This is a genomic window from Haloarcula halobia (assembly GCF_029338255.1).
GTDB classification, from domain to species: Archaea; Halobacteriota; Halobacteria; order Halobacteriales; family Haloarculaceae; genus Haloarcula; species Haloarcula halobia.
Map to the genome: position 1 here is coordinate 2,268,325 of NZ_CP119787.1, position 22,926 is coordinate 2,291,250.

The following is a 22,926-nucleotide window of genomic DNA, read 5'->3' on the forward strand; positions in this document are numbered from 1 at the left end:
GGCTGACGGCCCCGACCCAAAGGCGTTCCGTTCAGCGCCCGGCGATGTCCACAGCGACGTCGAGACCGCTACGGAGCGCCGCGTGGATGCGGCCCGCCCCGGCGACCCAGTCGCCCGCGAAGTACAGGTCGTGGTCTCGAGCGCCCGCGAGCGCGTCGTGGTCGACCTCCCCCTCCGGTTGCGAGTAGCGCCAGTGCTGGTAGTCCGTCCAGTCGGGGTCGGCCACCCGGTCGTCGCCCACCAGCGCGGCCGCCCGCTCGGCGATGGTCTCGACCAGCGCCTCGGGGTGTCGGTCGTAGTTCGCGACGGACCACGGTTCGTTCATCTGCACGACGAGGAGCGACTCGCCGTCCGGGACGTGCCCGCGCTTGCACTCCTCGCGCGAGACCCACCCGACGTCGTGGGCCTTGTCGCGGTTGACCGCGCCGTACCACGGGACGTCGAGTTCGAAGTCGAAGTGCAGGACGCCGGCGACGACGGTCCGGTAGGGTACCGACGCGACGGTCTGTCTGAGCGCGCGGCAGTCGTCGTGGTCCCACGACGCCTGGCCCAGGAGATCGGCCGTCTGTGGCGCCGGCGGGGTAAGGAGGAGGGCGTCGTAGGCCCCGTGGTCGGTCCCCTCGCTGTCGAGGACCCGCCAGCCATCGGCCAGCCTGTCGATCACCTCGACGCGAACGCCGTTCTCGACCGTGGCGTCCGTCGCACCGAACAGCCGCTTGGCAAGTTGCGTGATGCCGGCCTCGTAGGTCCACTTGTGTTCGTCCGCGTCGCGGCCGGGGACGATGTCGCCGTCGGCCTCGAAGGTGTAGACCGGTTCCGCGATGTCCACGAGGCCGTCGGTCGACAGGTCCTCGGTGACGAGTTCGGTCACCCGGTCGTCGCCCGGCTTGAGGTAGTTGGCGCCGTACTCGTAGACGCAGTCGTCCGTCCTGCGGGTCGCCGCCCGCCCACAGACGCCCCGGCTCTTCTCGAAGACGGTCACATCGATGGGGTCGTCCCGGAGGGCGTACGTCGCCGCGGCACCTGCTGCGCCGGCGCCGACGACCGCCAGTCGCTCGGTCATGGAAGCTGCCAGACGCGCTGCGAGTAAAAATCCACCCCCAAACGAGCGGAGTCAGTGCTCGCTCGCCAGTGCCTCGAGAGCCTCGAACCCACCGACAGAGAGCGGGTCGCCGTGGCCCATGGCAGCCACCTCAAAAGGCGGGATCCGCGCGGCCAGCTCGACGACGCTGGCCCGAAGTTCGACCATGTCGTAGGAGTCGAACCGAATCGGCGTCGTCAGGCCCCCGTCGTCTTCCCAGACCAGGTCGCCCAGGAACGCCGCTTCGACGTCCGGGTGGTAGTAGACGACGTGTCCGGGGTTGTGCCCCGGGGTGGTGTAGGCCGTGAAGCGACCGATTTCGTCCCCGTCGTGGACGGGGTAGCGGTCGAGGTCCGGCAGGGGGAACAGGTGTCGCGTGACCCGGTGGAACAGGCCCTTGTGGTGGAGCCAGGCCGGGTTGGCGTCCCCGTTGAGCAGGTCCAAATCCGCCGTCCCGACGTACACCGGCCCGTCGAACTCGGGGACCAGCCGGTTCAGCCCCCCGACGTGGTCCAGATCGTAGTGGGTGATCAGCACTCTGTCGAGGTCCGCGGGCGCGTAGCCGGCAGCCGCCAGCTCGTCGACGATGGTCGGTTCGTTCCACCACAGCCCCGCGTCGACGAGGGTGAGGTCGCCGTCCCCGTCGCCCACGGCCGTCTCGTCGACCAGGTAGGCGTTCGACGCGAGTGGGGGAATCAGGCCGAGCTCGAGCAGCCAGATGCCGTCGCGAAGCCGACGCACCATACCGGGGAGAGGGGACTGAGCGGGAAAACCCTGCGGGTCTGCCGCCGAACGGCCCGCAGTGTCGCCACAAGATTCTTTCCACGTCGCTGAGAGTTCCGGTGCGTGTCCCCCGCAGATACCCCTCCACCCCAGCCCGGCCCTTCCTCGGCCGATCCAGTACCGCCGGAGTCGAGCGGTCGCGACACGTCGCGCCGCAGGTTCCTCGCGACGGCCGGTGTGGCGGCCGCCACGGCAGCACTGTCCGGGTGCAGCGCCCTCGCCCCTGACTCAGGAACGGCGCCGTTCCACGACGGCGACTGGCACTCCTTCGCCAACGGCCCGACGAACCCGAGCCGGGTCCCCGGCGGCGCGCCGGAAGCCGGCGAGACAGACGTTCTCGCCGGCGCGAGCTGGCCCTACGCGCCCCCGGCCGTCCACGACGGGATCGCGTACTTCGCGAGCGAGCGCGACGTCGTCGCCGTCACCGTCGACGGAGACGAGCTGTGGTCCCAGTCCCTGCAGAGCGAGCTGTCCGGCACCCTCGCGGTCGACCCGGAACGCGCCCGACTCTACGTCCCGACGCGGGTCGCCCCCACGGCGAGCGGTCCGGACCCCACACCGGCGCTCGTCGCCGTCCTCTCGCTCGCCGACGGGAGCGCCCGGGACCGGTACCGCGTCGGCACGCGCCGGACGTACGGTGTCACCGTCGCCGACGGCGCCGTCTACGTCCGGAGCGCGACGGCCTGTGTGAAGCTGGCCCCCGACGGCACCGAACGCTGGCGGCGCCCGCTCGACCCGCTCGTCTACGACGCGTACAACCTCGGCGACGACACCGCTACGCAGGTCGCCCCCGCAGTGACCGGCAACGGCGTCTACGTCCCCGACCGTGACGCGCTGGTGAAACTGGATCCGGCGTCGGGCCGGGAGCGCTGGCGCGTCGGCGTCGACACGGCGTACGCGGCACCGGTCGTCACCGACGACGGCGGGGTGGTCCAGACCGGCCACGAAGAGACCGTCGCCGTCGACCCCGGCGGCGAGGAGCGCTGGCGCCGCTCGCTCGGGACCCGCGCCGCGGCCGCGGCGGCCGACGACGTCGTCTACGTCGTTCCCGGTGACATCCACGAGCTCGACCTGGCGACCGGCGAGACGAACTGGCGAGCACACGTCCCCAGCGAGGGGACTGCCGCGCCCGTCGTGACCGACGAGTCGGTGCTCGTCGTGTCGGGCGACGTCCGCGCGTTCCGCCGGGAGGTCGGCGGCCTGTTCGAACCGGACCGCCTGCGTTGGCAGACCAGCTCGGTCCACGCCCACGAATACGTCTCGCCGGTGGTCGCAGCAGGGCGAGCGCTCGTCGTAGGGCCGATGGGGCTCCAGGTCCTCCGCCCGGGCTCGGCGGAACCCTGAGTCGGCGCGGCGCTCGAAACGCAGTTGTCCCGAACGACCCAAGACCGGATCGTGAGCCGACTCGACCTCGTGGCGGGACTGCTCTGTCTGGGCGGCGTCGCGGTGGCTGGAGCGCTGGCCGGGCCCGGCACGCTCGCGGCGACTCCCGGGCGAGCGGTCTTCGCTGGCGGCCTGGGGCTCGCCGGGTGCCTCTTTCTGGTCGCGTCGACGGAGCGGGCCGTCCGGGTGGGGAGCCGACGGGTAGAACGCTACGCGGTGAGCGCGCTCGGCGACGCGGCCGTCGGCGTCGCGATACTCGGCGGGCTGGCGAGGGTTCCACCAGGCGCGTCCGGCCTGGCCTACACGCTGCTGGTCGTCCTGGGCGGGGCCAGCGCCGTGCTCTTCGGCGTCGTGGGGCTGGCCGAGAAGTCGGGCCGCCTGTAGTCGGCCGGTCGTCGGACAGTCAGTCCAACCGCTTCGAGACGTACGGTCCGTCCGTGCTCCACCTTTTTCATCTTCGGGTCGCTCGCCGCGCTCGCGACCCTCATCGAAAAATCTGGACCAAAAACACGGCTCTCACTCCGTTCGAGCCGGTCTCAACCTAGCTGCTTCGACACGTACGGCCCGTCCTGCTGGTAGTCGAGTTTCTCCCGGTAGTACTCGCGGACGCCGATGCCCGAGATGACCGCGAGTTTCGAGAAGCCGGCGTCGCGGGCGATCTCCTCTGCCTTCGCGAGGAGACGCCGCCCGTAGCCTCTGTGCTGGTGGTCCCCCTCACCGCCCTGCTGGCCGATACCCACGGCATTCCCGTAGACGTGGAGTTCCCGGACGAGCGCGGCGTCTTGGAGTTCCGCCCGGACGGGGTCCGCTGCCGCGGACGGTGACGAGAGACCGTCCGCGTGGGACGGGAACCGCAGGCGACAGAAGCCCACGAGCACGTCGTTCTCGAAGTCCTCGAAGGAGATGAAGTGCTCCGTGCCGCCACAGGCCTCGTAGGTCATGACGTCGAGGTCGACGGTCTCGGCGTCTTCGTCGCTGTGGCCCGCCTCGCGACAGCGGATGCAGTCGCAGGTCCAGCCGTGTTTCTCCATCTCCTGCCAGGCGAGTTGCCGGAGGTTGGACTTCCAGACGCCGCCCTCGATGAAGTCGGCGGGGATATCGCGCTGGACGCGCTGGAGGCGGGTGTACCGGGGAATCATGTCCTTGATCTCGGCGACGAGTTCGGCGGCCTCCTGGTTGCCCAGCGGTTCGAACTCGTCTTTCTGCCACCAGTCGTAGGTGACCGTGCCGGGGACGACGAGCGTCGGGTATATCTTCAGGTAGTCGGGCCGCCACGCCGACTCCTCGAAGATGCGCCGGAAGTCCTCCAGGCACATCTCCTTCGACATGCCGGGCTGGCCGGGCATCATGTGGAAGCCGACCTTGAACGCCGAGTCCCGCAGTCGGCGGTTGGCGTCGATGGAGGCCTGGACACCGTGACCGCGGTGCATCTCCCGGTTGATGCGCTCGAACGTGGTCTGGACGCCCACCTCGACTTTCGTCCCACCCAGGTCGAGCATCCGGTCGATCTGCTCGGGGTCACACCAGTCGGGCTTGGTCTCGAACGTCGTGGCGACGTTGCGCACGTCGGCCGTCTCGTTCTCGGCGACGACGTCCTCGAGGTACTTCCACTCGTACTCGTCGTCGGACTCCGCAAACGAGACGCCTTCGGCGGGACTGGGCTCGGCGTCGACGTCGAAGTCGTTCATCGCCTCTAGGGCCCGCTTGACGAACCACTCCTGGTAGTCGTGGCTCCGGGCGGTCATCGTCCCGCCCATGACGATGAGTTCGGCCTTGTCGACCGGGTGGCCGATCTCACGCAACTGGTTGAGCCGGAGGGTGACCTGCCCGTACGGGTCGTAGTCGTTCTGCTCGCCGCGGGCGGCGGCCGGTTCGTGACCCGTGTAGGACTGTGCGGAGGAGAACTCCGAGTCGGGGCCGCCGGGACAGTAGAGACACTTCCCGTGGGGACAGCGCTCGGGCGAGGTCATGATGGCGATAGGGGAGACCCCCGACGCCGTCCGGACGGGCTTTCGCTGCAAGACCTCCTCCAGGACCTCGCGATGTTCCTGGGGGGCGTAGTCGAGCAGTTCGGAGTTCTGGGGGACCTTCGGCGCCGAGTACTCCCGGCAGACGTCGATCTTGGCCGACTCCACCTCGTCGCGTTCGACCTCGCCGGCGAGGATGCGGTCGACCAGCTCCGCACAGACCTGCTGGAAGGCCTCGGTCTCCTCGGGGTCCGGCGTCTCCGTGCTCATCGGTTGTGGGATTTCGTCGTCTCGCGCGAATAAGCGTGTCGCTCGGGGGCGAGCGGGGTCACTCCGGGCGACTGGACGCTGTTGCGAGACGACGACCGGCCGGCCGTACAGCCACACAATGTTCATCCCGCCGTCGGACCAGATACGAGTCAGTGCTACCGCTCGAACACGTCATCGTCGCCGTCCTGCCGGTGTTCGCGTACGTCGTCGTCCGGGACCGGGACCTCCCGACGCTCGGCTTGCTCGCCGTCGTGTTCGTCGGCAGTCAGTTCCCGGACCTCGTCGACAAGCCGCTGGCCAACCAGTTCGCCCTCATCCCTTCGGGGCGGGTGTTCATGCACTCGCTCCCGTTCGCGGTGCCCATCGCGCTTGCTGTCGCCGTCTACGGCTGGAATACCGGCCGGCTCAGAGCGGGGACGGCGTTCGGGTTCGCCTACCTCTCGCACCTGCTGGCGGACAACTATCGGGCGCTGCTCGCACCCGACCCCAGCGTCCCCCCGGACCTCCTGTGGCCCTTCCTGCCGGCGGTCACGAGGTCGGCCGTCCCCCACTGGGCCGGACCGGACGGCATCAACGTCACCCTCTGGACGCTCTTCTCGGCGGTGGTGCTAGCGTCGCTGGCCTACGCGCTGGTGGCCGACCTTCGGGAACAGGTCGACGCCTGAGACAGGCGGTCGTCCCGCGACAGGTTATTCAGGCCAGTAGTCCACCTCGGCGTCCAGATCGAGCAGTTTCGAGAAGTCCCGCTCGCTCGCCTCGCCACCCGGCGGCGTGCCCGCGAAGACGTTGAGGGCGTTGCGCGTTGGCATGTACGTGACATCGGGGTCGTTCATCTCCGAGACGACGAGCAGACGGAGGCCGTCCTCACCGGCCTCCACTTCGTGCGTGTACCCCGTCCCGGTCGGCAACGCGACGTAGTCGCCGGGTTCGAGTGCGTGCTCGTCGCCGTCCTCTCCGAGAAAGAGCGTGCCGCCACCGTCGAGGACGAAGATGGCCTCCTCGTTGGCGAAGTGACTGTGTGGCGGCCAGGTGCGCTTGCCGGCGGGAATCTGGTAGAGACTCGCACCGAGGTCCTCGCCGCCGGCGGCCGCGCCGAGTTGCTTGCGCCGGAACTGCCGGTCGCCGTGGTCGTAGTCGATCCACTCGACGTCCGCGACGTTGACGGGGCCGTCGCTCATGGCACGGACGACGACGCCGGCCGCAAAAAAGGCTCGCCGCGTTACAGGCGGTCCGAGAGGACCTTCAGCGTCGCGTCGAGGACGGCACCGCGCTCGCCGGCGAGGTAGCGGACCGACCCCTCACGGACACTCCGGGTGGCCACGCCGCCTTCGGGAGCTTCCGCGGCGACCGCCTCCGCCAGGTCGTGCAGGTCGACGTCGGCGTCGGTGCGGACGTACAGCGTGTCAGTCGAGATGCCGACCAGCGCGTCGGCCTCTCCGCGGACGTCGCGGTGGAGTTCGTCGAGCAGGAGCGTCTCGGGCGGGAACTCGTACTGGTGGGAGAACGCGTCCGTATCGAGGACGGCGATGCGCGCGTCGCCGACCGTCTGGTAGTCGAGGTTCGCGCGGGCCGTCGCCACCTCGGTGTCGACCTTCTCGCGGAACTGCTCTGCGATGTGGCCCGCCAGGTCGCCGATGTCCTCGTCATCGTCGCCGAACACGAGGTCGGTGATGAGCTCGCGTTTGTCCTCGTAGGACTGGTAGAACGCCTCCAGGGCGACGGCCTCGCGCAGTTGCGAGACGGACTCGGCGTCGTAGCCCGCCTCGGCAGCGAGGGCGACGTAGGCGTCGGGGGCGTCCTCCCAGAAACTCACTGCCGGGAGGTGGCGCAGGTCCTCGCGGACCGTCTCGTTGACGTGTGCGGCGAGGTTCGCCGCCAGCGAGGTCGCCGTGGTAGTCGCCGCACCGGAGGCGGACGGCGAGACGACGGCGTCGACGGCCGCCGCGACCTCGTCGTCGACGGCGATGTCGTCGACGACAAGGGTGGGGGCGCCGTAGACCTCGAGCAGGTCGAACCCGTCGAGGCTCTCGCGCGTGCCGCCGGCGGCGACGAACACGAACAGCGGAAGCTTCTCGTCGTGGCGCTCGCGGTTGTCCAGCATGGTCGTCACGTCCTTCGTGGCGTCGTCCATGTCGTAGACGCCGCCCTCGAGCGGTCGCCGGTCGAAGTAGTGGTACTGCGCGTCGACCCGGCGGTGCTCGTCGGTGACGAGCGGGAGCGTCGCGCGTTCGAGCGCGCTCCCCGCCAGGTAGCCGTCGGCGGTGTTGGCGTGGCGGACGATGACCGGGCGGTCGGTGAGAACGGCGCGACGGATGAGCGTCGCGGCCTCGACGAGTTCCGCGCCCAGGCGATCGACGACCTCGTCTTCGGCCAGCGGGTCGACGGCCTCGGGTCGGGCCTGCTCGTCTAAGGCGTCGGCGAGGCGCTGTTCGACCTCGTCGCGCGCCTCGGCTTCGAGCACCGTCAGGTCCGACGTCTCGACCTGGATCTCGCCGCGACGCCGGCGGACCTCGCCTTCGAGCGTAACCAGGTCGGCCTCGACGACGTCCGGGTACGCCCGGACGCCGGGCTCCACGAACGCGGCGCAGTCGACGGTGCCGGTCGTGTCCTGGAGCTCGAAGACGGTCGGCCCGGAGGTCTGTCGGATGCCGACGACCTCGCCCTCGAGCCGGACGTCCTCGCCGACGTGGGCCTCCAGGTCGCCGATGTCGGCGGCGACCGGTTCGGCTGCCGTCTCGGACTCCGACTCGGACTGCTCGACGACGGCGGCTCCGCCGCCGGTCGACGGCGTGCTCTCGCTCTCCTCGCTCGTCCCGACAGTCCCGCCAGCACCCTCGATCCGGTCGGCGTCGCCGGTCTGGCTCACTTCGCCGGCGGAGTGGTCGGGCGTCGGTTCATCGTCGTCTCCCGACGCGTCGTCGTCGGCTTGCGAGTCGTCAGCCTGCGCTTCGTCGGTCTGCGCTTCGTCGGCCTGCGATTCGTCACTTGAGGGTCGGTCGTCGGTCTGTGCCTCCTCAGCATCTGTGTCGTCCGTCTCCCCGTCGACTTCCTCGAGCTCGACCGCGTGGCCGATCTCGGGGTCGTCGACGAGGACGCCGCGGAACTCGCGCTCGGACTGGCGGATGGACCAGCCGAGGTCGATGTTCCCGTTGTCCCGGACGTTCTTGACCTGGACGTAGACGGTGTCGCCCGGCTCCCAGTCGAGGGAGTCGAGCCGTCGGTCCAGTTCACTCCGGTGGAGGAGGCCGGTGACGCTGTCGCCGATGTTGACGAAGACGCCGAACTCGGCGAAGCCGTCCACGTTGCCACGGTAGTACCGGCCGACCGTCAGCTGGTCGGGGCGGTGGCCGCGGAACTCGAACAGCGCGTCCTCTTCGTGGATGTTACAGATGCTTCCGTCGACAGATTTGCCGCAGATGATACACGAACCCATTGAGAGGAGTGAATAGTTCGGCCCTAAAACTGTTGTCGAATTTCCTGCGAGCACCTCGTCCGAGCTGACCGGGCACTCACTCGGGCTGGTCGCTCCCGTATTCGAGCAGTTCCAGGCCGTCAGCGACCGCCTGGGCCTGTTCCGGGAACAGCGCAACCTCCACGACGCTGCCCTGGTCGTCCTCGAAGGCGAGTTTCACGCGTTCGTCGCCGAACTCCCGAACGTCCACGCCCTCGACGTCGTAGAGCTTGACCGTCGCCCGCTTGTTCGACGCGCCGATGTTCTTGAACGCGCCGTCCTTCAGTTCGAGCATGAAGTCGTCGATGTCGAGACTCAGCATAGCCGAAGGCGGGCGCCCCTCGCATAAAAACCCCGTCGTCAGATCAGCACCGAGAGCGCGAGGAAGCCACGGAACCCGTAGCCGAAGACGATGGCGGCGGGGATCGCGCCGACGAGGACGGCCTTCCCGATGCCGACGTCGTGGACCACCGTCGTCCCCACCAGGTACAGCGCCGCGGCCCACGCGGTCACAAACACTCTGACCTCCGGATACGGGAGGCCGGCGAGGACGCACGGCGCCATCGCGTAGCACAGCACCTGGACCGTCTCGCTGACCCCGCCGCGGTTCTCGGCGACGGGGGCCAGCAGAAGCGTCTGGAGCGCCGCGGTCAGGTGCACCGTCGCGGGCATCACGAAGACGACGACGGCCAGCATCGCCAGGAGGGCCACGCCGGGCGCGAACTCGCCGATGGCCGGGTACGCGAACGGACCGGTCGAGACGACGCCCCGCGCTGCCAGTCTCGCCACCGCGAACCGGCTGGCCTCCTCGAGCAAGACGACGCCCGCGGCGAACACGAGACCGGGCGCCTGGTCGCCGGGCGCGACGCCCACCTCGAAGAACCGGCGCGGGCGGACGAGAATCTCCGCCCACGCGCGCAGGACTGCGGCCGGACCGCGGTCGCGCCCACCGGTCGGGTTCTCGACCCACTGAGTCACGTCCGGCAGTTAGGGGCGGGTGGCTTTGACGGTTTCCCTCTCTGCCCGCATGGCCGGCGTTCGACGGCGATGTTGGCGTTCAGCGTGCGACAGGGGAGCCTGCGGCTCAGACGCACAGCGATCCTCCCGGCTACTTTTCCGCGCCTGCGGGGCGCAAAACCACGGGTCTGGAACGCAACGCGGCCCTCCCGGCTACTTTTCCGCGCCTGCGGGGCGCAAAACCACGGGTCTGGAACGCAACGCGGCCCTCCCGGCTACTTTTCCGCCCCGACGTTCTCCGTGCTCTCGAAGCTCGGCGGGTCCGGTTCGATGTTCGCGAACTGGACGGCCTCCTCGCCGAGTTTGACCACGCGGTCCTCGATGCCGTCGTCGGCGATCTGGCCGTCCTCGACGACGTCTCTGGCGCGCGGAATGGCCGCCTGGTGGGGGATGACCCAGCAGTCGAGGGCCCGGCAGACCGACCGGAGGTGTTCGAGGGCGGTGATTGGGAAGCCGCCGCCGGCCACCGCCAGCAGGCCGACCGTCTTGTGCTCGAACTCGTCGAACCCGCAGTAGTCGAGCGCGTTCTTCAGCGGCGCCGAGAACGACCCGTGGTAGACCGGCGTCCCCAGGAGTATCGAGTCGGCGTCGCGCACCCGGCGCGCGAACGCGCCGGCGTCGCCGGCCGTCCGGTCGTCCGCGTCGAAGACGGGCAGGTCGAACGTCCGGAGGTCGAGCAGTTCCGTCGTCGCGCCCGTCGCCTGAGCGGCCGCGAGTGCCCGTTCGATGCCGACGCGCGTGTAACTCTCGTCTCTGAGGCTTCCGACGATACCGACGACGTGTGGGGCAGACATACCCGGGTGAACGCGTGCCAGGGATAAACGACCAGCGGTGGCGGCGACCCGCCGCAGTGCGTTTTCGACGCCTGCACCATAGCGTACAATACTGTCAGTCACGTACGAGTTCGTATGGAAGACCGACCCTCCGACACCGACCGACGGCGGTTACTCGCCCTGCTCGGAGGCGGGCTCGCAACCGGGCTCGCCGGGTGTGGTGGCGACGGCGGGCCCACCCCCACCGAGACGGCCACGCCGACCGAGAGCGAGGGCGTCCCGGCAGCCTACGAGACGGCGACCAGCCTGGGCGGCAGCCAGCGCGACCCCTCGTCGCTCGTCTCGAAGTCGGCCGTCAGTTACCAGGAGGAACCGAGCGACGGACAGCAGTGCTCGAACTGCCAGCTCTACATCCCCGACAAGAACGGTGACGGCCTGGGCGCGTGTGCCGTCGTCGAGGGGACCATCGCCCCCGAGGCCTGGTGTACGAGTTACGCCGCCCACGAGTCGACGACCACCGGGACCGAGACCGGGACGGCCGCGGCGTCGCTCGACGGACCGGTCACGGTCCCGGCCGAGGCGTCCTGCCCGGTCTGTCAGATGGTCCCCGCGGACTATCCCGACTGGAACGCGCAGGTGGTCCACGAGGACGGCGAGCGGGCCTTCTTCGACACGAGCGGTTGTCTGGTCGCCTACTACGCGGTGCCCGACCGGTTCGCCGCCACCGACGCGCCGGTCGATGGCGTCTGGGTCACCGACTTCGAGACCCGCGAGACCATCGACGGCCTGACCGCCCACTACGCGCTGGAGACCGACCCCGACCGGGTTGACGACCCGATGATGCGCAACCCGGCGCCATTCGCCGACCGGGCGGACGCCGAGGCGTACGTCGACGCCGTGGACTACCTGACGACCGACGACGTGGTCGCCATCGAGGCCTTCGACCGCGAACTGGCCGAACAGTACCGCAGCCGGTTCTTCGATGAGGAGTGACCGGGTGATGCGGCGTGCGGGGGCGGTGTCGCGAGGCGGCCCGCTGGTCGAACGGCCACCGCGAGGATTTTCACCCGCCCCGAGAGTAGACAGGACACACTGATGTGGCTCGAGGACACGACCGTCGAGGACATGGCCGTCGCCACCGCCGTGGTGGTCGTCGTGAGCGTCGCCGTCGGGTCGTTCGCGGTGGACGTGAGCGCGGCCACGCCGGACCCGGTGCCGTTCGAGGACACCGTCGAACTCGGCGCGTCGATGGAGACCGAACAGGCGGCGGCCCACCGCGACCTCTCGATTCCGAAGGCCGAGATATTCTACTCGCAGTACCGCTTCGTCGTCGGGTACGCCGGCGTGGGACAGGCGGTGGCCGCGCTGAACGAACCAGGCCGCGAGCAGCAGTTCGGCTACCCGCTCGCCGTCTACGTCTCCGACTACAGCGAGGTGACGCCGACGTGTCGGGACGACGGGTCCCTGACGGCCTCACGCGAACCCGACTGGGTGACGGCCCAGGACGCGACGTTCGTCGTCGGGAGCGACGCGCGCGTCCCGTCCGGGCCCGTGGTCGTGCCGTTCGCGTCGCCCGACAGCGCTGCCGCGTTCGCCGACCGGTGTGGCGGCGAGACGGTCGACTGGGCGACCCTCCGCGAGCGGGACTTCGAACTGCTCCGGGCGACCGACGTGCGCGAACAGGTCGACGACCGGCGTGCCCAGGCAGACCGGCGCGTCGAGGCGCTCGCACCCACGCTCGACCGCCCAGTGTCCGTCGTCGTGGGCCGTGACGCCCCGACGATACAGGCAGCCATCGACTCGGCGCCCCCGAACACGACCGTCCTCGTCCCCGCGGGGACCTACCGCGAGGGGGTGCGGATAGCCAAGCCGGTCACCGTCCGGGGGCAGAACGCGAGCATCGTCGGGTCCGGGAACGGGACCGTCGTCCGGGTGACGGCCGACCGGGTTGCCCTGACCGGCCTCTCTATCTCCGGCGTCGGGAACGCCACGCTGAACCGCTCGACCCGCACCGAGGGCACCGACGGCACGGGTGGCTGGGACACCAAGATTCTGCACAGTTACGGCGGCGGTGACGCCGGCGTCGCCGCGGTGAACGCATCCTCGCTGCTCGTTGCGGACGTGACCGTCGAGACGCCCGCCAACGGCATCCTGTTGCGCCGGAGCGAGGGGACCGTCGTTCGGGACGTCACCGTCGACGGGACCGCCGAGTGGCGCGACGGGTTCATGGGCGTCATCGCGATGAACGCGCCGGTGGTCGTCCAGGACTCGACGTTCCGGGGCGGCCGCGACGGCGTCTACCTCCACCGCGCCCACGGTACCGTCGTCAGGAACAACACCTTCCTGAGCGGACGGTTCGGGACACATCTGATGTACACGTCTGACGCGCTGATCTCGGACAACCGGGCCCGCGAGCAGCTGTACTCCGGCATCGTCGTCATGACCGAACCGACCGGGAACGCCGTCGTCGGCAACGACGTGCGCCACGCGGGCAGCGGCATCGCCACCGCCGGGTCCCGGAGTTACGTCGCCGAGAACGTCGTCGTCGACACCCGGCGGGGCATCACGACCAACGCCATCCAGTCACTGTACGAGCACAACGTGCTCTACGACAACGACGTCGGCGTCGTCGCCGAGAACGTCATCCCCTCGAACCGCGTCGTCGCGAACGACTTCGTCGCGAACGACCGCCACGCCACCGCCGGCACCGGGCCGCTGCGCATCTACACTCACGACGGCCAGGGCAACTACTGGTCGGGCGCGTACGACATGGCCGGGACGGGTGCCACGCTCGACCGGGGCTACTCGCCCACGGACGCCGTCGACAGGCAGCTCCACCGGACCGACGCGGCCGTGACGCTGAGCGCCGCACCGAGCGTCCGCGGCGTCCGGGCGCTCCGGGGGACGACGCCGGGCTTCCGCAAGGCGAGCATCGTCGACCTGGCCCCGCTCCGTGACCCGGCGAACCCGAGGTTGCTGGCGTCGGCGCGAAACGAGACCGAGACGGGAGGTGCGCCGGCGTGACCGACCCGTCGCTGACGGCGGAGGGCGTGACACGGCGCTTCGGCGATGTCACCGCCCTCTCGGACGTGACTGCCGAGGTGCCCGCCGACGCCATCACGGCGCTCGTCGGCCCGAACGGGTCCGGGAAGACCACGCTGTTGCGCTTGCTCGTCGGCCTCGATTCGCCGACGTCGGGCACCATCGCCTACGAAGGGCCGTCGGCGACGCGCCGGATCGGGTACCTGCCACAGCGCCCGACCTTCCGGCCGGGCTTTACCGCCCGCGAGACGCTGGCCTTCTACGCCGACCTGGTCGACGACGACCCCGACCGACTGCTCGAACGCGTCGGCCTGGGCGCCGTGGCCGACCGGCGCGTCGAGGCGCTCTCGGGGGGGATGACCAGGTTGCTCGGCATCGGGCAGGCGCTGACCGGCGACCCGCCGGTGGTCGCGCTCGACGAGCCGGCCAGCGGCCTCGACCCGGAGATGAGCCGACACGTCTTCGACGTGGTCGACTCCATCGCGGCGGACGGCCGGGCCGTCGTGCTCTGCTCGCACGAGCTACCGCTGGTCGAGGCGACGGCCGACCGCGTGGTCGTCCTGGACCAGGGGGCCGTCGTCGCGACGGACACGCCGACGGCGCTCCGCGAGCGAACCGGCGGCCCGCTCCACGAGACGTTCGCGGCGCTCCTCGACCGCGACGCCGAACCCGTCCGGGCACAGGTGGAGGGGGGCGAATGACGGGAACGCGAGCCCGGTTGTGGACGGTCGTCCGGCGCGAACTGAGCGGGGCTGTCCGGACGCGGACGTATCTCTTCCTGGCCCTTGCGTTGACCGGCGTGGCCTTCGGCGTGGCCCGTGCGGGCGGCGGCCCGTCCGGGGGCTACGTCCCGACCGTCGTCGACGTCCTGCTCGTCGTGGAGGTGCTCGTCCCAACCGTCGCCTTTGCCGTCGGCTACCGCGCCATCGTGGACGAAGCGGTCCGGGGCGAACTCGACGTCCTCAGGACGTACCCGCTGCCGACGTGGGTTTACGTCACCGGCGTCTACGTCGGCCGGGCGGTCGCACTGCTCGCGGTCACGGTGGTCCCGCTGGCCCTGCTTGGCGTCCACGTCGCGACGACGTCGGGCCCGGAGGTGACCGTCTTCGCGAGCCACCGGGGCATCGACTCCCCGTTCCTCTACGTGCGCTTTCTGACGCTGACGGCGCTGCTGGCGCTGGTGTCGCTGGCCATCGCGCTGGCGCTGTCGGCCGTGGCGGGGTCGGGCCGGAGCGCCATCCTGCTGGCCGTCGCGGGCCTGCTGCTGGTCGTCGTCGGGACGGACGTCGCCCTCTTCGGGGCCCTCGACGCGGGGCTGGCGAGCGGAGGCGGGTTGGGCGCCGCGCTGGCACTCTCGCCGACCAGCGCCTATCGCGGCCTCGTCTTCGAGACGGTGCTGTACGTCGCCTTCGAGGGACGGTCGGGGTTCGTCGCCCCGATACTCGCGTGGGTCAGCCTCGTCGGCTGGGTGGTCCTCTCGCTCGCCGGGGCCACGGCCGCCGTCGAGTACCGCTGAGAGGGCGGTTTCCCGTCGGAACGTCGACTGCCGCACTCGTTCAGAGACTCTCGAGGAGTTCGCGCGAGATGGACTCCGCGGGGATGCGCTCCCCGCCGTAGGACTCGATGAACGCGTCGGCGGCGTCGGGGTCGCTGAAGGGGACCAGCGCGGGCCCCATCGCCCCGACGACGTCGGACCCGACGACCACCTCAAGCTCGTCGCTGGGCGCGAAGACCTCGGCACCCAGGTGCGCGGAGATGAACTGCGACCCGCCCTCGGTCTGGACGGAGTAGTCGACGGTCGCGTAGTCGCTGAGGTACGTGATCTGGACCTGCCACCCCCGGTCGCTCGCGGCGAAGCGGTGCCGGTAGGTGCAGATGGTGCTGCAGAACCTGGCCGGCGGGTCGTGTCCCGCCGGCGAGTTCTCGCGGTAGTACGTCTGTCCCGACGGGCCGGGGTGCTGGTCGACGACCATCCCGCACTGGTCGCAGTGCTGGCCGCCGTCGAGCGCGATTGGTTCCGGACTGTCGCCGCCGCGCAGACAGCCGGCGACGGCGACGAGGCCGGCCCCGGCCACCAGGACGCTGCGACGGGACACGCCGGTGGGCGCGTGATCGCTCATGTGTGATTCTACGCGACACCGGCACAAAGCACTCGTGGTGCAGCCGTCGAAACTGTCGTGGCCGGCTACGGAACGCTATCGACGCGTCAGGACCGGAGTCGGGCGACGTGCCGTCCGTCCCGGCGGTCCAGTTCGACCAGGCCGTCGGCAGCCAGGTCGCTGCACAGGTCGCGCAACCACGCTCGTCCGTGCTCGCCGTCGGGGGCGTAGTCCACCCGGACTCGCGGCCCGAGGTCGTCCAGGGGCAGTTCGTCGTACTCCTTTAGCACCGAGACGACGCGGCCCCGCATCTGCCGGCGACTCCCCTCGAACGCCGGCTGGGTGGGCACGTCGGGCGCGGTGAAGTCGCCAGACTGGTACGCCCCGCACCACTCTCGCCACGGGCAGGCCTGCTGGTCACACCGCGGCGTCTTCCCACAGGCCACGCCGCCAAGTTCCATGATGGCGTTGTTCCAGGTGCGTGACTCGCCCTCGGGCATGAGGTGGGCCGCCCCGGTCTCGAAGGCCGACTCGTCGTCGGGGACGCCGAACGCGCGGTAGAGCACCCGTTTGACGTTGGTGTCGACGACCGCACCCCCGTTGTTGAACGCGAACGAGGCGACGGCGTTTGCCGTGTAGGGACCGACTCCCATCAGGTCCGCGAGGCCGTCGGGGTCGCGGGGCCACTCCCCGTCGTACTCCATCGTGACCTGTCGCGCGGCCTCGTGGAGGTACTTCGCCCGGTTGTTGTAGCCCAGCGAGTGGTCCGTCCAGAACCCGACGACGTCGGCCCGGTCGGCGGCGGCCAGGTCCTCGACCGACGGCCACTTCTCGAGGAAGTCCGTCCAGGCCTCGACCACCCGGTCGAGCTGGGTCTGCTGGCTCATCACCTCCGAGACGAGAACCGGGTAGGGGTCGTCGGTCCGGCGCCACGGGTAGTCCCGGTGGTCGTCCTCGTACCACTCGACGAGCGCCCGCTGGACGGCCGAGGGGTCGGCCGGCAGGTCGCCGGGCAGGTCGGTCGCTGTCGACTGGTCGGTCATCCAGCGATTGTTGAGCGGGTCCCGGTATGGACCTGGCGGTCCGGGACGGGAGCGAGTCACCGCTCGCCCGATCCGCCCCACTCGAACCGCTCGTCGGCGGTGTCCTCGCCGTCGGTCACGTCCGCGAAGACGAACATCGCCCCGCCCGCGTAGGTGGTATCCACGTACAGGCGCCAGCCGTGAGCCTGCGCGATGGTCTCGGCGATAGAGAGCCCCAGGCCCGTCCCCGCCTCGCTGGTCGTGTACCCGTAGTCGAAGACGTCTCCGGCCGCGTCTTCGTCGATGCCGGGGCCGTCGTCGGCGACGTAGAACCCGTCGTCGCGGTCGCCGACTTCGACCGAGACGTCCGGGCCGCCGTGCTCGACGGCGTTCCGGAAGAGGTTCTCGAGCGCGCGGAGCAACCGCGAGCGGTCGGCCTCGACGGTCCGGTCGGCCGTGACGGTGAGCGTCGCCGCCTCGCTGTCGACGGTCGCCCAGGCGTCCTCGGCGGCCTCGCGAAGCGAGACGGGCGACGGGTCCCGGACGGTCGCCCCCTCGCGGGCCAGTGTCAGCACGTCCTCGATTATCGCTTCCATCCGGTCGTGGGCGCGTTCGAGCGACTCGGTGTGCTCCCGGAGCGCCTCCCGGTCGGCCGCCTCGAGGGACGCCAGTTCCGCCTCGAGGAGTTCGACCTGTCCGCGGGCGACCGTCAGCGGGTTGCGGAGATCGTGCGAGAGCGTCGAGGCGAACTGTTCCAGTCGCTCGTTCTGCCGTTCCAGCTTCTGGTTCGACCGCTCGGCCGCCCGCCGGGCCCGCTCTGCCTCGCGGATCTGCTCGCGGAGGGCGTCGCGCATGCTGGAAAGCGACGTGAACAGGCGCCCGACCTCGTCGTCGCGGTCGGTCTCGAGGTCGACGTCTAGGTTCCCCTGCTCCATCTCGCGGGTCCGTCGCCGGAGTTCGATCAGTGGCGTGACCGTCAGTCTGCCGATGACGACGCCGACGAGCGCGAGCGAGGCCACGGCCGTCCCGACGAGCAGCACCACTGCGCTCCGGACGGTCCGGGCGGTGTCATAGAGGGTCGACGCCTCGGCGGCGGTGACGGCCACCCAGCGCGTGTTGCCCACCGGAGCGTAGGCCAGCACCGTGTCGCCGCGGTGGTCGGTCGTCGCGATCCCGCGTCGCGCCCGTTCGACTTTCTCGTCGGCGACCGGGATGTCCACGGTCGCCCCGTCGGCCCCGAACACCGGGACGCCCGACCCGTTCAGCACCATCGACGGCAGCTCGTCGTCCCCCGTCCGGAGGAGACGGCGCTGTTCCGCGGCGCTGGCGACCAGCACGAGCACGCCGGAGTCGTTCCTGACGGGGCTCGCGACCGACAGTACGAGCGACCCGTCGCGTTCGTATGCGGTGCCCGAAACGCCGACCGTCGTGGTGGCCGAGGCGTTTGTCGCTACCCGCTCGACCAGGGCGTGCCAGTCAGCGTGCCGTGGCGCGCCCGTCTCGCCCGCGGCCGATTCCGTGCTGGCCACGACGCGGTGCTCGGGCCCGGAGGTGTCCACGTAGTGAAGCGCGAGGACCGGCCCGTCCGCCGTCGCGTGGGCTTCGTGCAGGTAGCGGGTCGTCGCCTCCGGGCCGCTCCCGTACACGTCGGCGACGGAGTAATCACGGACCTGCTCTTCGAGCGTCGCGCGCCACTCGCCGACCGACGCCGCCCGCCGTTCCGTGGTCGCCTCCAGGTTCTCCGTCGCCTCCGCCGAGACGTCGTCGTAGGTCTGGACGTAACTCACTGCCCCGGCCGTGGAGACAAACAGCACGACGAGCAGGAGTGCGAGCGCGAGCTTCGCCACGTAGCGGTTCGCGAACGCGTCCAGGCGAGTGCCGGCCGAATCGAGAGGGCCGTCACTCCCCGACCCACTCACACCTGCCCCGCTGTCGGACGACCCATGCTCCCCGTCGTTCCCCATGGTCGAATCTCACCGAGAACCGGTCGGCGAGTCAGATGCCGGCACTTACGCCGATTTTATATTAAACGTTGTCATATCTGGGCGCCGGCACGACCGACAGCGACCGGACGCGAGTCGCAAGGCGTTTGTCCGGCCGCCTGCTGATTCGTCTCATGTCACTCGATGACCTGCAGGACGACGTCACGGACGCCTACGCCGACTTCGGTTCGGAACTCGCCGTTGGCCTGGACCGGGAGACCAAGAACGAACTGGCGATGCTGTCGGTGGCACTCGACCCCGCAGACACCGACGAACTGGTCCGGCGGGCCGTCCACGTGCTGTTCCAGTCGGCCGTCGAGCGCGGGACGCTCGACTTCCACCTCCGGTCGGGGTACGACTGTACCTACGACGAGTACCTCTCGGGGATGACCTACGACGAGATGACCGGGGGCCCGACGCCCCAGCAGGACGACGACGACAGGCGCTACCAGTTCTGAGCGACGACTCGCCGGTCAGACGAGCAACACGACGGCCGACAGCCCGGCCACCGCGAGGACGGCCACACTCCAGAGAGCGACCCGTCGGGCCAGTCGTCGATCGGGCCCGGTCGCCGTGAGCGCGGCCTTGACGAGGACGCTCGCGGCCGTCGCGGCCAGTATCGAGACCATCGCAGTCTGCTTGCCGATTTCGCCGGCCCGGTAGAGCAGGACCGCCGAGGTGGTCGCGCCCGCGCTCGAGACCAGGCCGGTGACGGCCGAGGTCACCGCCAGTCCCGCCGACCCGAACCGCGTGCTGGCCACGCCGCCGACGACGACGACCACGAGGAAGATCCCGCCGAACACGAGTGCGTTCCGGAGCGAGAAGGGACTCTCGAGGTGCATCTCGACCGTCTCCGACCAGTCGGCCGTATAGGTCGCGACGGCCACCGTCCCGACGACGATGGCCACCAGCGGGACGAGGGCGGCGAGGAGCATCCTCCCCTGGAGGGTGAAGACAAGCGCGATGAGGAGGTTCCGGAACGCCATCGCCGCGTCGGCCAGCAGGATGGCCGCGAGCGCGTACGTGGCCGCGGCCGGATGCTGGTCGACGTGGTCGAGCATCGTGCCGACCACGGCCGTCGAGGAGGCGAAGCCGCCGAAGAATCCGGTGACGACGATGCCCCGCCCGCCGTACGACTGGACGATGGCGTAGTTGACGATGCCGATGCCGGCGACGAACACAACCATCAGCCAGATGACGCGGAGCTCGAGGGTGACCTCGGAGAGTGGTCCCGGCAGAGTCACCGGTTCGTGGGGCAGGAGGGGGAAGACCACGAACGCCAGGATGGCGAACTCGGTCGCCGAGCGCAGCTCGGTCCGACTCAGCCCCCAGGCGAACCCGTGCAGTTCCCGCTTGAGCACGAGCAACAGCGAGGAGAACACGGTGACGACGACGCCCTCCAGGATGTAGTCGTTGGCGACGAGGACGCCGATGCCGTAGGAGACCAGAAGCGAGACGGACGTCGTCAGCGCCAGGCTCTCCTCCTCGCCGGTCACCAGTCCCTCGACGGCCAGCAGGACACCGTGGACGATGACGAGCACGCCGCCCAGGGCCAGCAGCGTCTCGTTCCCGACGATAGTGAAGACCACGCCCAGCAGGCTGAAGAGGGCGAAGGTCCGGATGCCGGCGGACTTGTGCGACCACTCGCGTTCGAGCCCCAGGAACATCCCGAGCGCCGCCGCGAGCGAGATCCGCAGCACCGCCGTGTCGAGGGGAATCGCCCCGAGCTGGAGTCCCATCAGCGAAGGTCCTCACTGAACAGGTATAATATCACCCGGTCGTCGGCACGGATAGGGGAGACTCCCGTGGGCCAGGTCTGTCACCGCGGCACAGTTTTTTGCCCACCCGTGTGGTACGGGCGAGCATGGTTTCGTCCGACCTCGACATCGACTGGCCCCGTGCCTTCTGGATCGGGTTCGGGGTGATCCTCGCGGCCGTCCTCCTGTTTGTCCTCTATTCGTTCATCGGCACGTTCGTCTTCGGGGTGTTCCTCTACTACGCGACCCGCCCCATCTACCGGCGCGTCCACAGACGGGTCCGCCAGCGGACCCTCGCGGCCGCCCTCTCGCTGTCGCTGTTCGCGCTCCCGCTCATCGTCCTGCTGTACTACACGCTCGCCATCGCGGTCCAGGAGTTCAGCCGCTTCGCGGAGTCGGCGAACTTCGGGCCGTTCGAGGAGATCATCTCCCCGTACGTCAACGTCTCCGAGGTCGTCCAGAACCCGCAGGCGCTCGTCGCGGACGCCGGGGGGACGGGCGTGTTCGTCGACTCGGCGACCCAGTTGCTCGGCTTCATCGGCATCATCGGGACGGGACTCGTCCACGGGTTCGTGATGCTGGCCTTCGCGTTCTACATGCTCCGGGACGGCGGTCGGCTCGCGGAGTGGGGCAAGAACTACCTGGACCACCGTGGCAACCTCGACCGGTACTTCGCCGAGGTGGACCGCAGTTTCGACCGGGTGTTCTACGGGAACATCCTCAACGCCATCGTGACCGGGGCCATCGGCGCCATCGCGTTCAGCCTCGTCGACGCAGTGGCGCCGGCCGGCCTCTCGGTTCCATATCCCGCGCTGACGGGCCTGCTGGCCGGTGCTGCCAGTCTCATCCCCATCATCGGGATGAAGATCGTCTACGTCCCGATGGCCGGCTACCTCGCGCTCGGGGCGGGCATGCAGGGCGACGGGTGGTGGTTCGTCGGCCTGTTCGTCGCCGTCGCACTCGTCGTGGTCGATACGATACCGGACCTCATCATCCGGCCCTACGTCTCGGGCGGCGGGTCGCTGTCCATCGGGCCTTTCGGAACGAAGACGGGCCAGTTCGAGGACCAGCCGGGCCTGCATACGGGGACGCTGATGTTCGCGTACATCCTGGGGCCGTTCCTGTTTGGCTGGTACGGCATCTTCCTGGCGCCGATGATTCTCGTCCTCGTCGTCCACTTCGCCCGGTTCGTGCTCCCGGAACTGCTCGAGGGCCGGCCCATCGAACCCAAGGTGATCGACCCGACGAACTTCGCGGGTTCGGATACGAACACGACGGCCCCGGACGCGGGGACAGAAGACGCCGACCAGTCGGGAGGGACGGCCGGCAGGCAGGGTGGGCCGGCGCCATCCACCGACCCGGCCAGCGAGTGAGTTTCGGTCAGAGGTCGACGTACTGGTCTTCCCAGTCCCGCCGGGCGTCGATCTCGCGGCGGCCGCGACGGGTCAACGTATAGAAGTTCGTCCGCCGGTCGCGCTGTCCCTTCTCTACGAGGCCCTTGTCGACGAGGGTATCGAGGTTCGGGTACAGTCGACCGTGGTGTATCTCCTTCTCGTAGTACGCTTCCAGTTCTTCCTTTATCGCGAGGCCGTGTGGCTCTTCTCGCCCGGAGATGACGTAGAGGAGGTCTCGCTGGAATCCCGTGAGGTCGTGCATCGGTACGTTCTAGTAATCTGTTAGTGTCTGAAACGGTTAACTATTTCGAGTCCGATATATTACGGCTCGTCGGACGTTCAGGAAATCGGAGTTATCGGGACGCAGGTGGCCGTATTCGGGCGTTCGGACCTGTCGACCATTCGAGTCAACAGGATATCATACCCGTCGAACGGTGACCCGACGGGATTATTAAGTTGGCTGACAAACATCGGGTATGCCCGAAGAAGTGCTGTTCGAGACCGAACGTGTCATGGACCGAAGCGCCGTCGCCGACTACCTCCGCTCGCTCGCGGACAACTTAGACTCGGGGTCGGACGTCACACTCCGCGCTGGCGACCAGTCGGTGACGCTCGACCCGCCGGGTCGCGTCGAGTTCGAGGTCAAAGCGGAACGCGAGGGGCCCGTCGACGGCGACGGCGAACTGAGCATCGAGGTCGAACTCGAGTGGCCCGAGAACCCGAGCGACGACGGTGAACTGAGTATCGAGTGAGAACGCTGTGGCTACCGGATTTCGAGCGAAGTAAGTGGAAAGCGGCCGCCGAAAATGCGGCCGCTTGCCGCCCTGAATTGGTCCCCGCTGACGCTTCGGCCCTCCAAGCGAAGCGTCACATGGAAGGAAGTGGGAGAATAACTTAAAAGTACC

23 protein-coding genes are annotated in these 22,926 nt (G+C 69.4%); 10 read left to right on the forward strand and 13 right to left on the reverse strand.

Annotation, left to right across the window (positions count from 1 at the left end; translation table 11 throughout):
• Window positions 1-31: 31 nt before the first annotated feature.
• The gene (locus tag P1K88_RS12025) at window positions 32-1,063 is read right to left on the reverse strand and encodes an NAD(P)/FAD-dependent oxidoreductase (RefSeq protein WP_276410417.1); all 1,032 of its coding nucleotides are present in this window, start codon (window positions 1,061-1,063) and stop codon (window positions 32-34) included.
• 51 nt (window positions 1,064-1,114) lie between these two features.
• Window positions 1,115-1,825, reverse strand: coding sequence for an MBL fold metallo-hydrolase (locus P1K88_RS12030; RefSeq protein WP_276410418.1), 711 nt, complete (start codon window positions 1,823-1,825; stop codon window positions 1,115-1,117).
• 216 nt (window positions 1,826-2,041) lie between these two features.
• Here P1K88_RS12030 and P1K88_RS12035 point away from each other — a divergent pair, with 216 nt between their 5' ends.
• Window positions 2,042-3,208 (forward strand): outer membrane protein assembly factor BamB family protein, encoded by a 1,167-nt coding sequence (locus P1K88_RS12035; protein ID WP_276410419.1) that lies wholly within the window; start codon window positions 2,042-2,044, stop codon window positions 3,206-3,208.
• Between the two features lie 51 nt (window positions 3,209-3,259).
• Window positions 3,260-3,631 carry a DUF7994 family protein gene (locus P1K88_RS12040; RefSeq protein ID WP_276410420.1) on the forward strand — a complete coding sequence of 124 codons (372 nt, stop codon included), beginning with the start codon at window positions 3,260-3,262 and terminating at the stop codon, window positions 3,629-3,631.
• Between the two features lie 152 nt (window positions 3,632-3,783).
• Here P1K88_RS12040 and P1K88_RS12045 read toward each other — a convergent pair whose 3' ends face one another.
• Window positions 3,784-5,484, reverse strand: coding sequence for a tRNA uridine(34) 5-carboxymethylaminomethyl modification radical SAM/GNAT enzyme Elp3 (locus tag P1K88_RS12045; protein WP_276410421.1), 1,701 nt, complete (start codon window positions 5,482-5,484; stop codon window positions 3,784-3,786).
• 152 nt (window positions 5,485-5,636) lie between these two features.
• Here P1K88_RS12045 and P1K88_RS12050 point away from each other — a divergent pair, with 152 nt between their 5' ends.
• A complete protein-coding gene (locus P1K88_RS12050; protein ID WP_379786794.1) occupies window positions 5,637-6,149 on the forward strand; it encodes a metal-dependent hydrolase in 513 nt (170 codons plus the stop codon).
• Between the two features lie 24 nt (window positions 6,150-6,173).
• Here P1K88_RS12050 and P1K88_RS12055 read toward each other — a convergent pair whose 3' ends face one another.
• The 5 genes from P1K88_RS12055 to P1K88_RS12075 form a co-directional block, all read right to left on the reverse strand.
• Window positions 6,174-6,662 carry a cupin domain-containing protein gene (locus P1K88_RS12055; protein ID WP_276410422.1) on the reverse strand — a complete coding sequence of 163 codons (489 nt, stop codon included), beginning with the start codon at window positions 6,660-6,662 and terminating at the stop codon, window positions 6,174-6,176.
• A 41-nt stretch (window positions 6,663-6,703) separates the two neighbouring features.
• Window positions 6,704-8,917 (reverse strand): OB-fold nucleic acid binding domain-containing protein, encoded by a 2,214-nt coding sequence (locus tag P1K88_RS12060; protein ID WP_276410423.1) that lies wholly within the window; start codon window positions 8,915-8,917, stop codon window positions 6,704-6,706.
• Between the two features lie 76 nt (window positions 8,918-8,993).
• The gene (locus P1K88_RS12065) at window positions 8,994-9,257 is read right to left on the reverse strand and encodes a hypothetical protein (RefSeq protein WP_276410424.1); all 264 of its coding nucleotides are present in this window, start codon (window positions 9,255-9,257) and stop codon (window positions 8,994-8,996) included.
• Between the two features lie 38 nt (window positions 9,258-9,295).
• Window positions 9,296-9,913: a YIP1 family protein gene (locus tag P1K88_RS12070; protein ID WP_276410425.1), complete on the reverse strand. Its 618-nt coding sequence runs from the start codon at window positions 9,911-9,913 to the stop codon at window positions 9,296-9,298.
• A 254-nt stretch (window positions 9,914-10,167) separates the two neighbouring features.
• Entirely contained in the window at window positions 10,168-10,746 is a 579-nt protein-coding gene (locus P1K88_RS12075) for an NADPH-dependent FMN reductase (RefSeq protein ID WP_276410426.1), read from the reverse strand.
• Between the two features lie 114 nt (window positions 10,747-10,860).
• Between P1K88_RS12075 and P1K88_RS12080 the strand changes: the two genes are divergently transcribed.
• From P1K88_RS12080 to P1K88_RS12095, 4 genes are all read left to right on the forward strand, one after another.
• The gene (locus P1K88_RS12080; RefSeq protein ID WP_276410427.1) at window positions 10,861-11,718 is read left to right on the forward strand and encodes a nitrous oxide reductase accessory protein NosL; all 858 of its coding nucleotides are present in this window, start codon (window positions 10,861-10,863) and stop codon (window positions 11,716-11,718) included.
• A 102-nt stretch (window positions 11,719-11,820) separates the two neighbouring features.
• Entirely contained in the window at window positions 11,821-13,749 is a 1,929-nt protein-coding gene (locus P1K88_RS12085) for a right-handed parallel beta-helix repeat-containing protein (RefSeq protein ID WP_276410428.1), read from the forward strand.
• The gene (locus tag P1K88_RS12090; RefSeq protein ID WP_276410429.1) at window positions 13,746-14,468 is read left to right on the forward strand and encodes an ABC transporter ATP-binding protein; all 723 of its coding nucleotides are present in this window, start codon (window positions 13,746-13,748) and stop codon (window positions 14,466-14,468) included. The genes P1K88_RS12085 and P1K88_RS12090 overlap by 4 nt, the downstream gene beginning before the upstream one ends.
• Window positions 14,465-15,283: an ABC transporter permease gene (locus P1K88_RS12095; protein ID WP_276410431.1), complete on the forward strand. Its 819-nt coding sequence runs from the start codon at window positions 14,465-14,467 to the stop codon at window positions 15,281-15,283. Before P1K88_RS12090 ends, P1K88_RS12095 begins: the two co-directional genes overlap by 4 nt.
• Before the next feature lie 40 nt (window positions 15,284-15,323).
• Here the strand turns inward: P1K88_RS12095 and P1K88_RS12100 are convergent, their stop codons facing one another.
• The 3 genes from P1K88_RS12100 to P1K88_RS12110 all read right to left on the reverse strand — a co-directional run bounded on the left by P1K88_RS12100 (window position 15,324) and on the right by P1K88_RS12110 (window position 18,852).
• Window positions 15,324-15,887, reverse strand: a complete 564-nt coding sequence (locus tag P1K88_RS12100) for a nitrous oxide reductase accessory protein NosL (protein WP_276410433.1) — start codon at window positions 15,885-15,887, stop codon at window positions 15,324-15,326.
• Window positions 15,888-15,973: 86 nt separating this feature from the next.
• Window positions 15,974-16,909 carry an HhH-GPD family protein gene (locus P1K88_RS12105; protein ID WP_276410434.1) on the reverse strand — a complete coding sequence of 312 codons (936 nt, stop codon included), beginning with the start codon at window positions 16,907-16,909 and terminating at the stop codon, window positions 15,974-15,976.
• A 56-nt stretch (window positions 16,910-16,965) separates the two neighbouring features.
• Complete coding sequence (locus tag P1K88_RS12110) at window positions 16,966-18,852, reverse strand: sensor histidine kinase (protein ID WP_276410435.1); 1,887 nt, start codon at window positions 18,850-18,852, stop codon at window positions 16,966-16,968.
• Window positions 18,853-19,004: 152 nt separating this feature from the next.
• Here P1K88_RS12110 and P1K88_RS12115 point away from each other — a divergent pair, with 152 nt between their 5' ends.
• Window positions 19,005-19,328 (forward strand): ribbon-helix-helix protein, encoded by a 324-nt coding sequence (locus P1K88_RS12115; RefSeq protein WP_276410436.1) that lies wholly within the window; start codon window positions 19,005-19,007, stop codon window positions 19,326-19,328.
• A gap of 15 nt (window positions 19,329-19,343) precedes the next feature.
• Here P1K88_RS12115 and P1K88_RS12120 read toward each other — a convergent pair whose 3' ends face one another.
• Window positions 19,344-20,609 carry an MgtC/SapB family protein gene (locus P1K88_RS12120; protein WP_276410437.1) on the reverse strand — a complete coding sequence of 422 codons (1,266 nt, stop codon included), beginning with the start codon at window positions 20,607-20,609 and terminating at the stop codon, window positions 19,344-19,346.
• Window positions 20,610-20,734: 125 nt separating this feature from the next.
• Between P1K88_RS12120 and P1K88_RS12125 the strand changes: the two genes are divergently transcribed.
• Window positions 20,735-22,000 (forward strand): AI-2E family transporter, encoded by a 1,266-nt coding sequence (locus tag P1K88_RS12125; protein WP_276410438.1) that lies wholly within the window; start codon window positions 20,735-20,737, stop codon window positions 21,998-22,000.
• A 7-nt stretch (window positions 22,001-22,007) separates the two neighbouring features.
• Here P1K88_RS12125 and P1K88_RS12130 read toward each other — a convergent pair whose 3' ends face one another.
• Entirely contained in the window at window positions 22,008-22,283 is a 276-nt protein-coding gene (locus tag P1K88_RS12130; protein ID WP_276277642.1) for a PadR family transcriptional regulator, read from the reverse strand.
• A gap of 214 nt (window positions 22,284-22,497) precedes the next feature.
• Here P1K88_RS12130 and P1K88_RS12135 point away from each other — a divergent pair, with 214 nt between their 5' ends.
• Complete coding sequence (locus P1K88_RS12135; RefSeq protein WP_276410439.1) at window positions 22,498-22,773, forward strand: amphi-Trp domain-containing protein; 276 nt, start codon at window positions 22,498-22,500, stop codon at window positions 22,771-22,773.
• Window positions 22,774-22,926: the final 153 nt, after the last annotated feature.

Excerpts from the sequence above, each read along its gene's own strand:
- P1K88_RS12075 (WP_276410426.1), bottom strand. The coding sequence starts at position 10,746 with ATGTCTGCCCCACACGTCGTCGGTATCGTCGGAAGCCTCAGAGACGAG.
- P1K88_RS12110 (WP_276410435.1), bottom strand. The coding sequence starts at position 18,852 with ATGGGGAACGACGGGGAGCATGGGTCGTCCGACAGCGGGGCAGGTGTG.
- P1K88_RS12045 (WP_276410421.1), bottom strand. The coding sequence starts at position 5,484 with ATGAGCACGGAGACGCCGGACCCCGAGGAGACCGAGGCCTTCCAGCAG.
- P1K88_RS12095 (WP_276410431.1), top strand. The coding sequence starts at position 14,465 with ATGACGGGAACGCGAGCCCGGTTGTGGACGGTCGTCCGGCGCGAACTG.
- P1K88_RS12125 (WP_276410438.1), top strand. The coding sequence starts at position 20,735 with ATGGTTTCGTCCGACCTCGACATCGACTGGCCCCGTGCCTTCTGGATC.
- P1K88_RS12065 (WP_276410424.1), bottom strand. The coding sequence starts at position 9,257 with ATGCTGAGTCTCGACATCGACGACTTCATGCTCGAACTGAAGGACGGC.
- P1K88_RS12120 (WP_276410437.1), bottom strand. The coding sequence starts at position 20,609 with ATGGGACTCCAGCTCGGGGCGATTCCCCTCGACACGGCGGTGCTGCGG.
- P1K88_RS12030 (WP_276410418.1), bottom strand. The coding sequence starts at position 1,825 with ATGGTGCGTCGGCTTCGCGACGGCATCTGGCTGCTCGAGCTCGGCCTG.
- P1K88_RS12080 (WP_276410427.1), top strand. The coding sequence starts at position 10,861 with ATGGAAGACCGACCCTCCGACACCGACCGACGGCGGTTACTCGCCCTG.
- P1K88_RS12105 (WP_276410434.1), bottom strand. The coding sequence starts at position 16,909 with ATGACCGACCAGTCGACAGCGACCGACCTGCCCGGCGACCTGCCGGCC.
- P1K88_RS12055 (WP_276410422.1), bottom strand. The coding sequence starts at position 6,662 with ATGAGCGACGGCCCCGTCAACGTCGCGGACGTCGAGTGGATCGACTAC.
- P1K88_RS12130 (WP_276277642.1), bottom strand. The coding sequence starts at position 22,283 with ATGCACGACCTCACGGGATTCCAGCGAGACCTCCTCTACGTCATCTCC.
- P1K88_RS12135 (WP_276410439.1), top strand. The coding sequence starts at position 22,498 with ATGCCCGAAGAAGTGCTGTTCGAGACCGAACGTGTCATGGACCGAAGC.
- P1K88_RS12085 (WP_276410428.1), top strand. The coding sequence starts at position 11,821 with ATGTGGCTCGAGGACACGACCGTCGAGGACATGGCCGTCGCCACCGCC.
- P1K88_RS12025 (WP_276410417.1), bottom strand. The coding sequence starts at position 1,063 with ATGACCGAGCGACTGGCGGTCGTCGGCGCCGGCGCAGCAGGTGCCGCG.
- P1K88_RS12060 (WP_276410423.1), bottom strand. The coding sequence starts at position 8,917 with ATGGGTTCGTGTATCATCTGCGGCAAATCTGTCGACGGAAGCATCTGT.
- P1K88_RS12100 (WP_276410433.1), bottom strand. The coding sequence starts at position 15,887 with ATGAGCGATCACGCGCCCACCGGCGTGTCCCGTCGCAGCGTCCTGGTG.
- P1K88_RS12115 (WP_276410436.1), top strand. The coding sequence starts at position 19,005 with ATGTCACTCGATGACCTGCAGGACGACGTCACGGACGCCTACGCCGAC.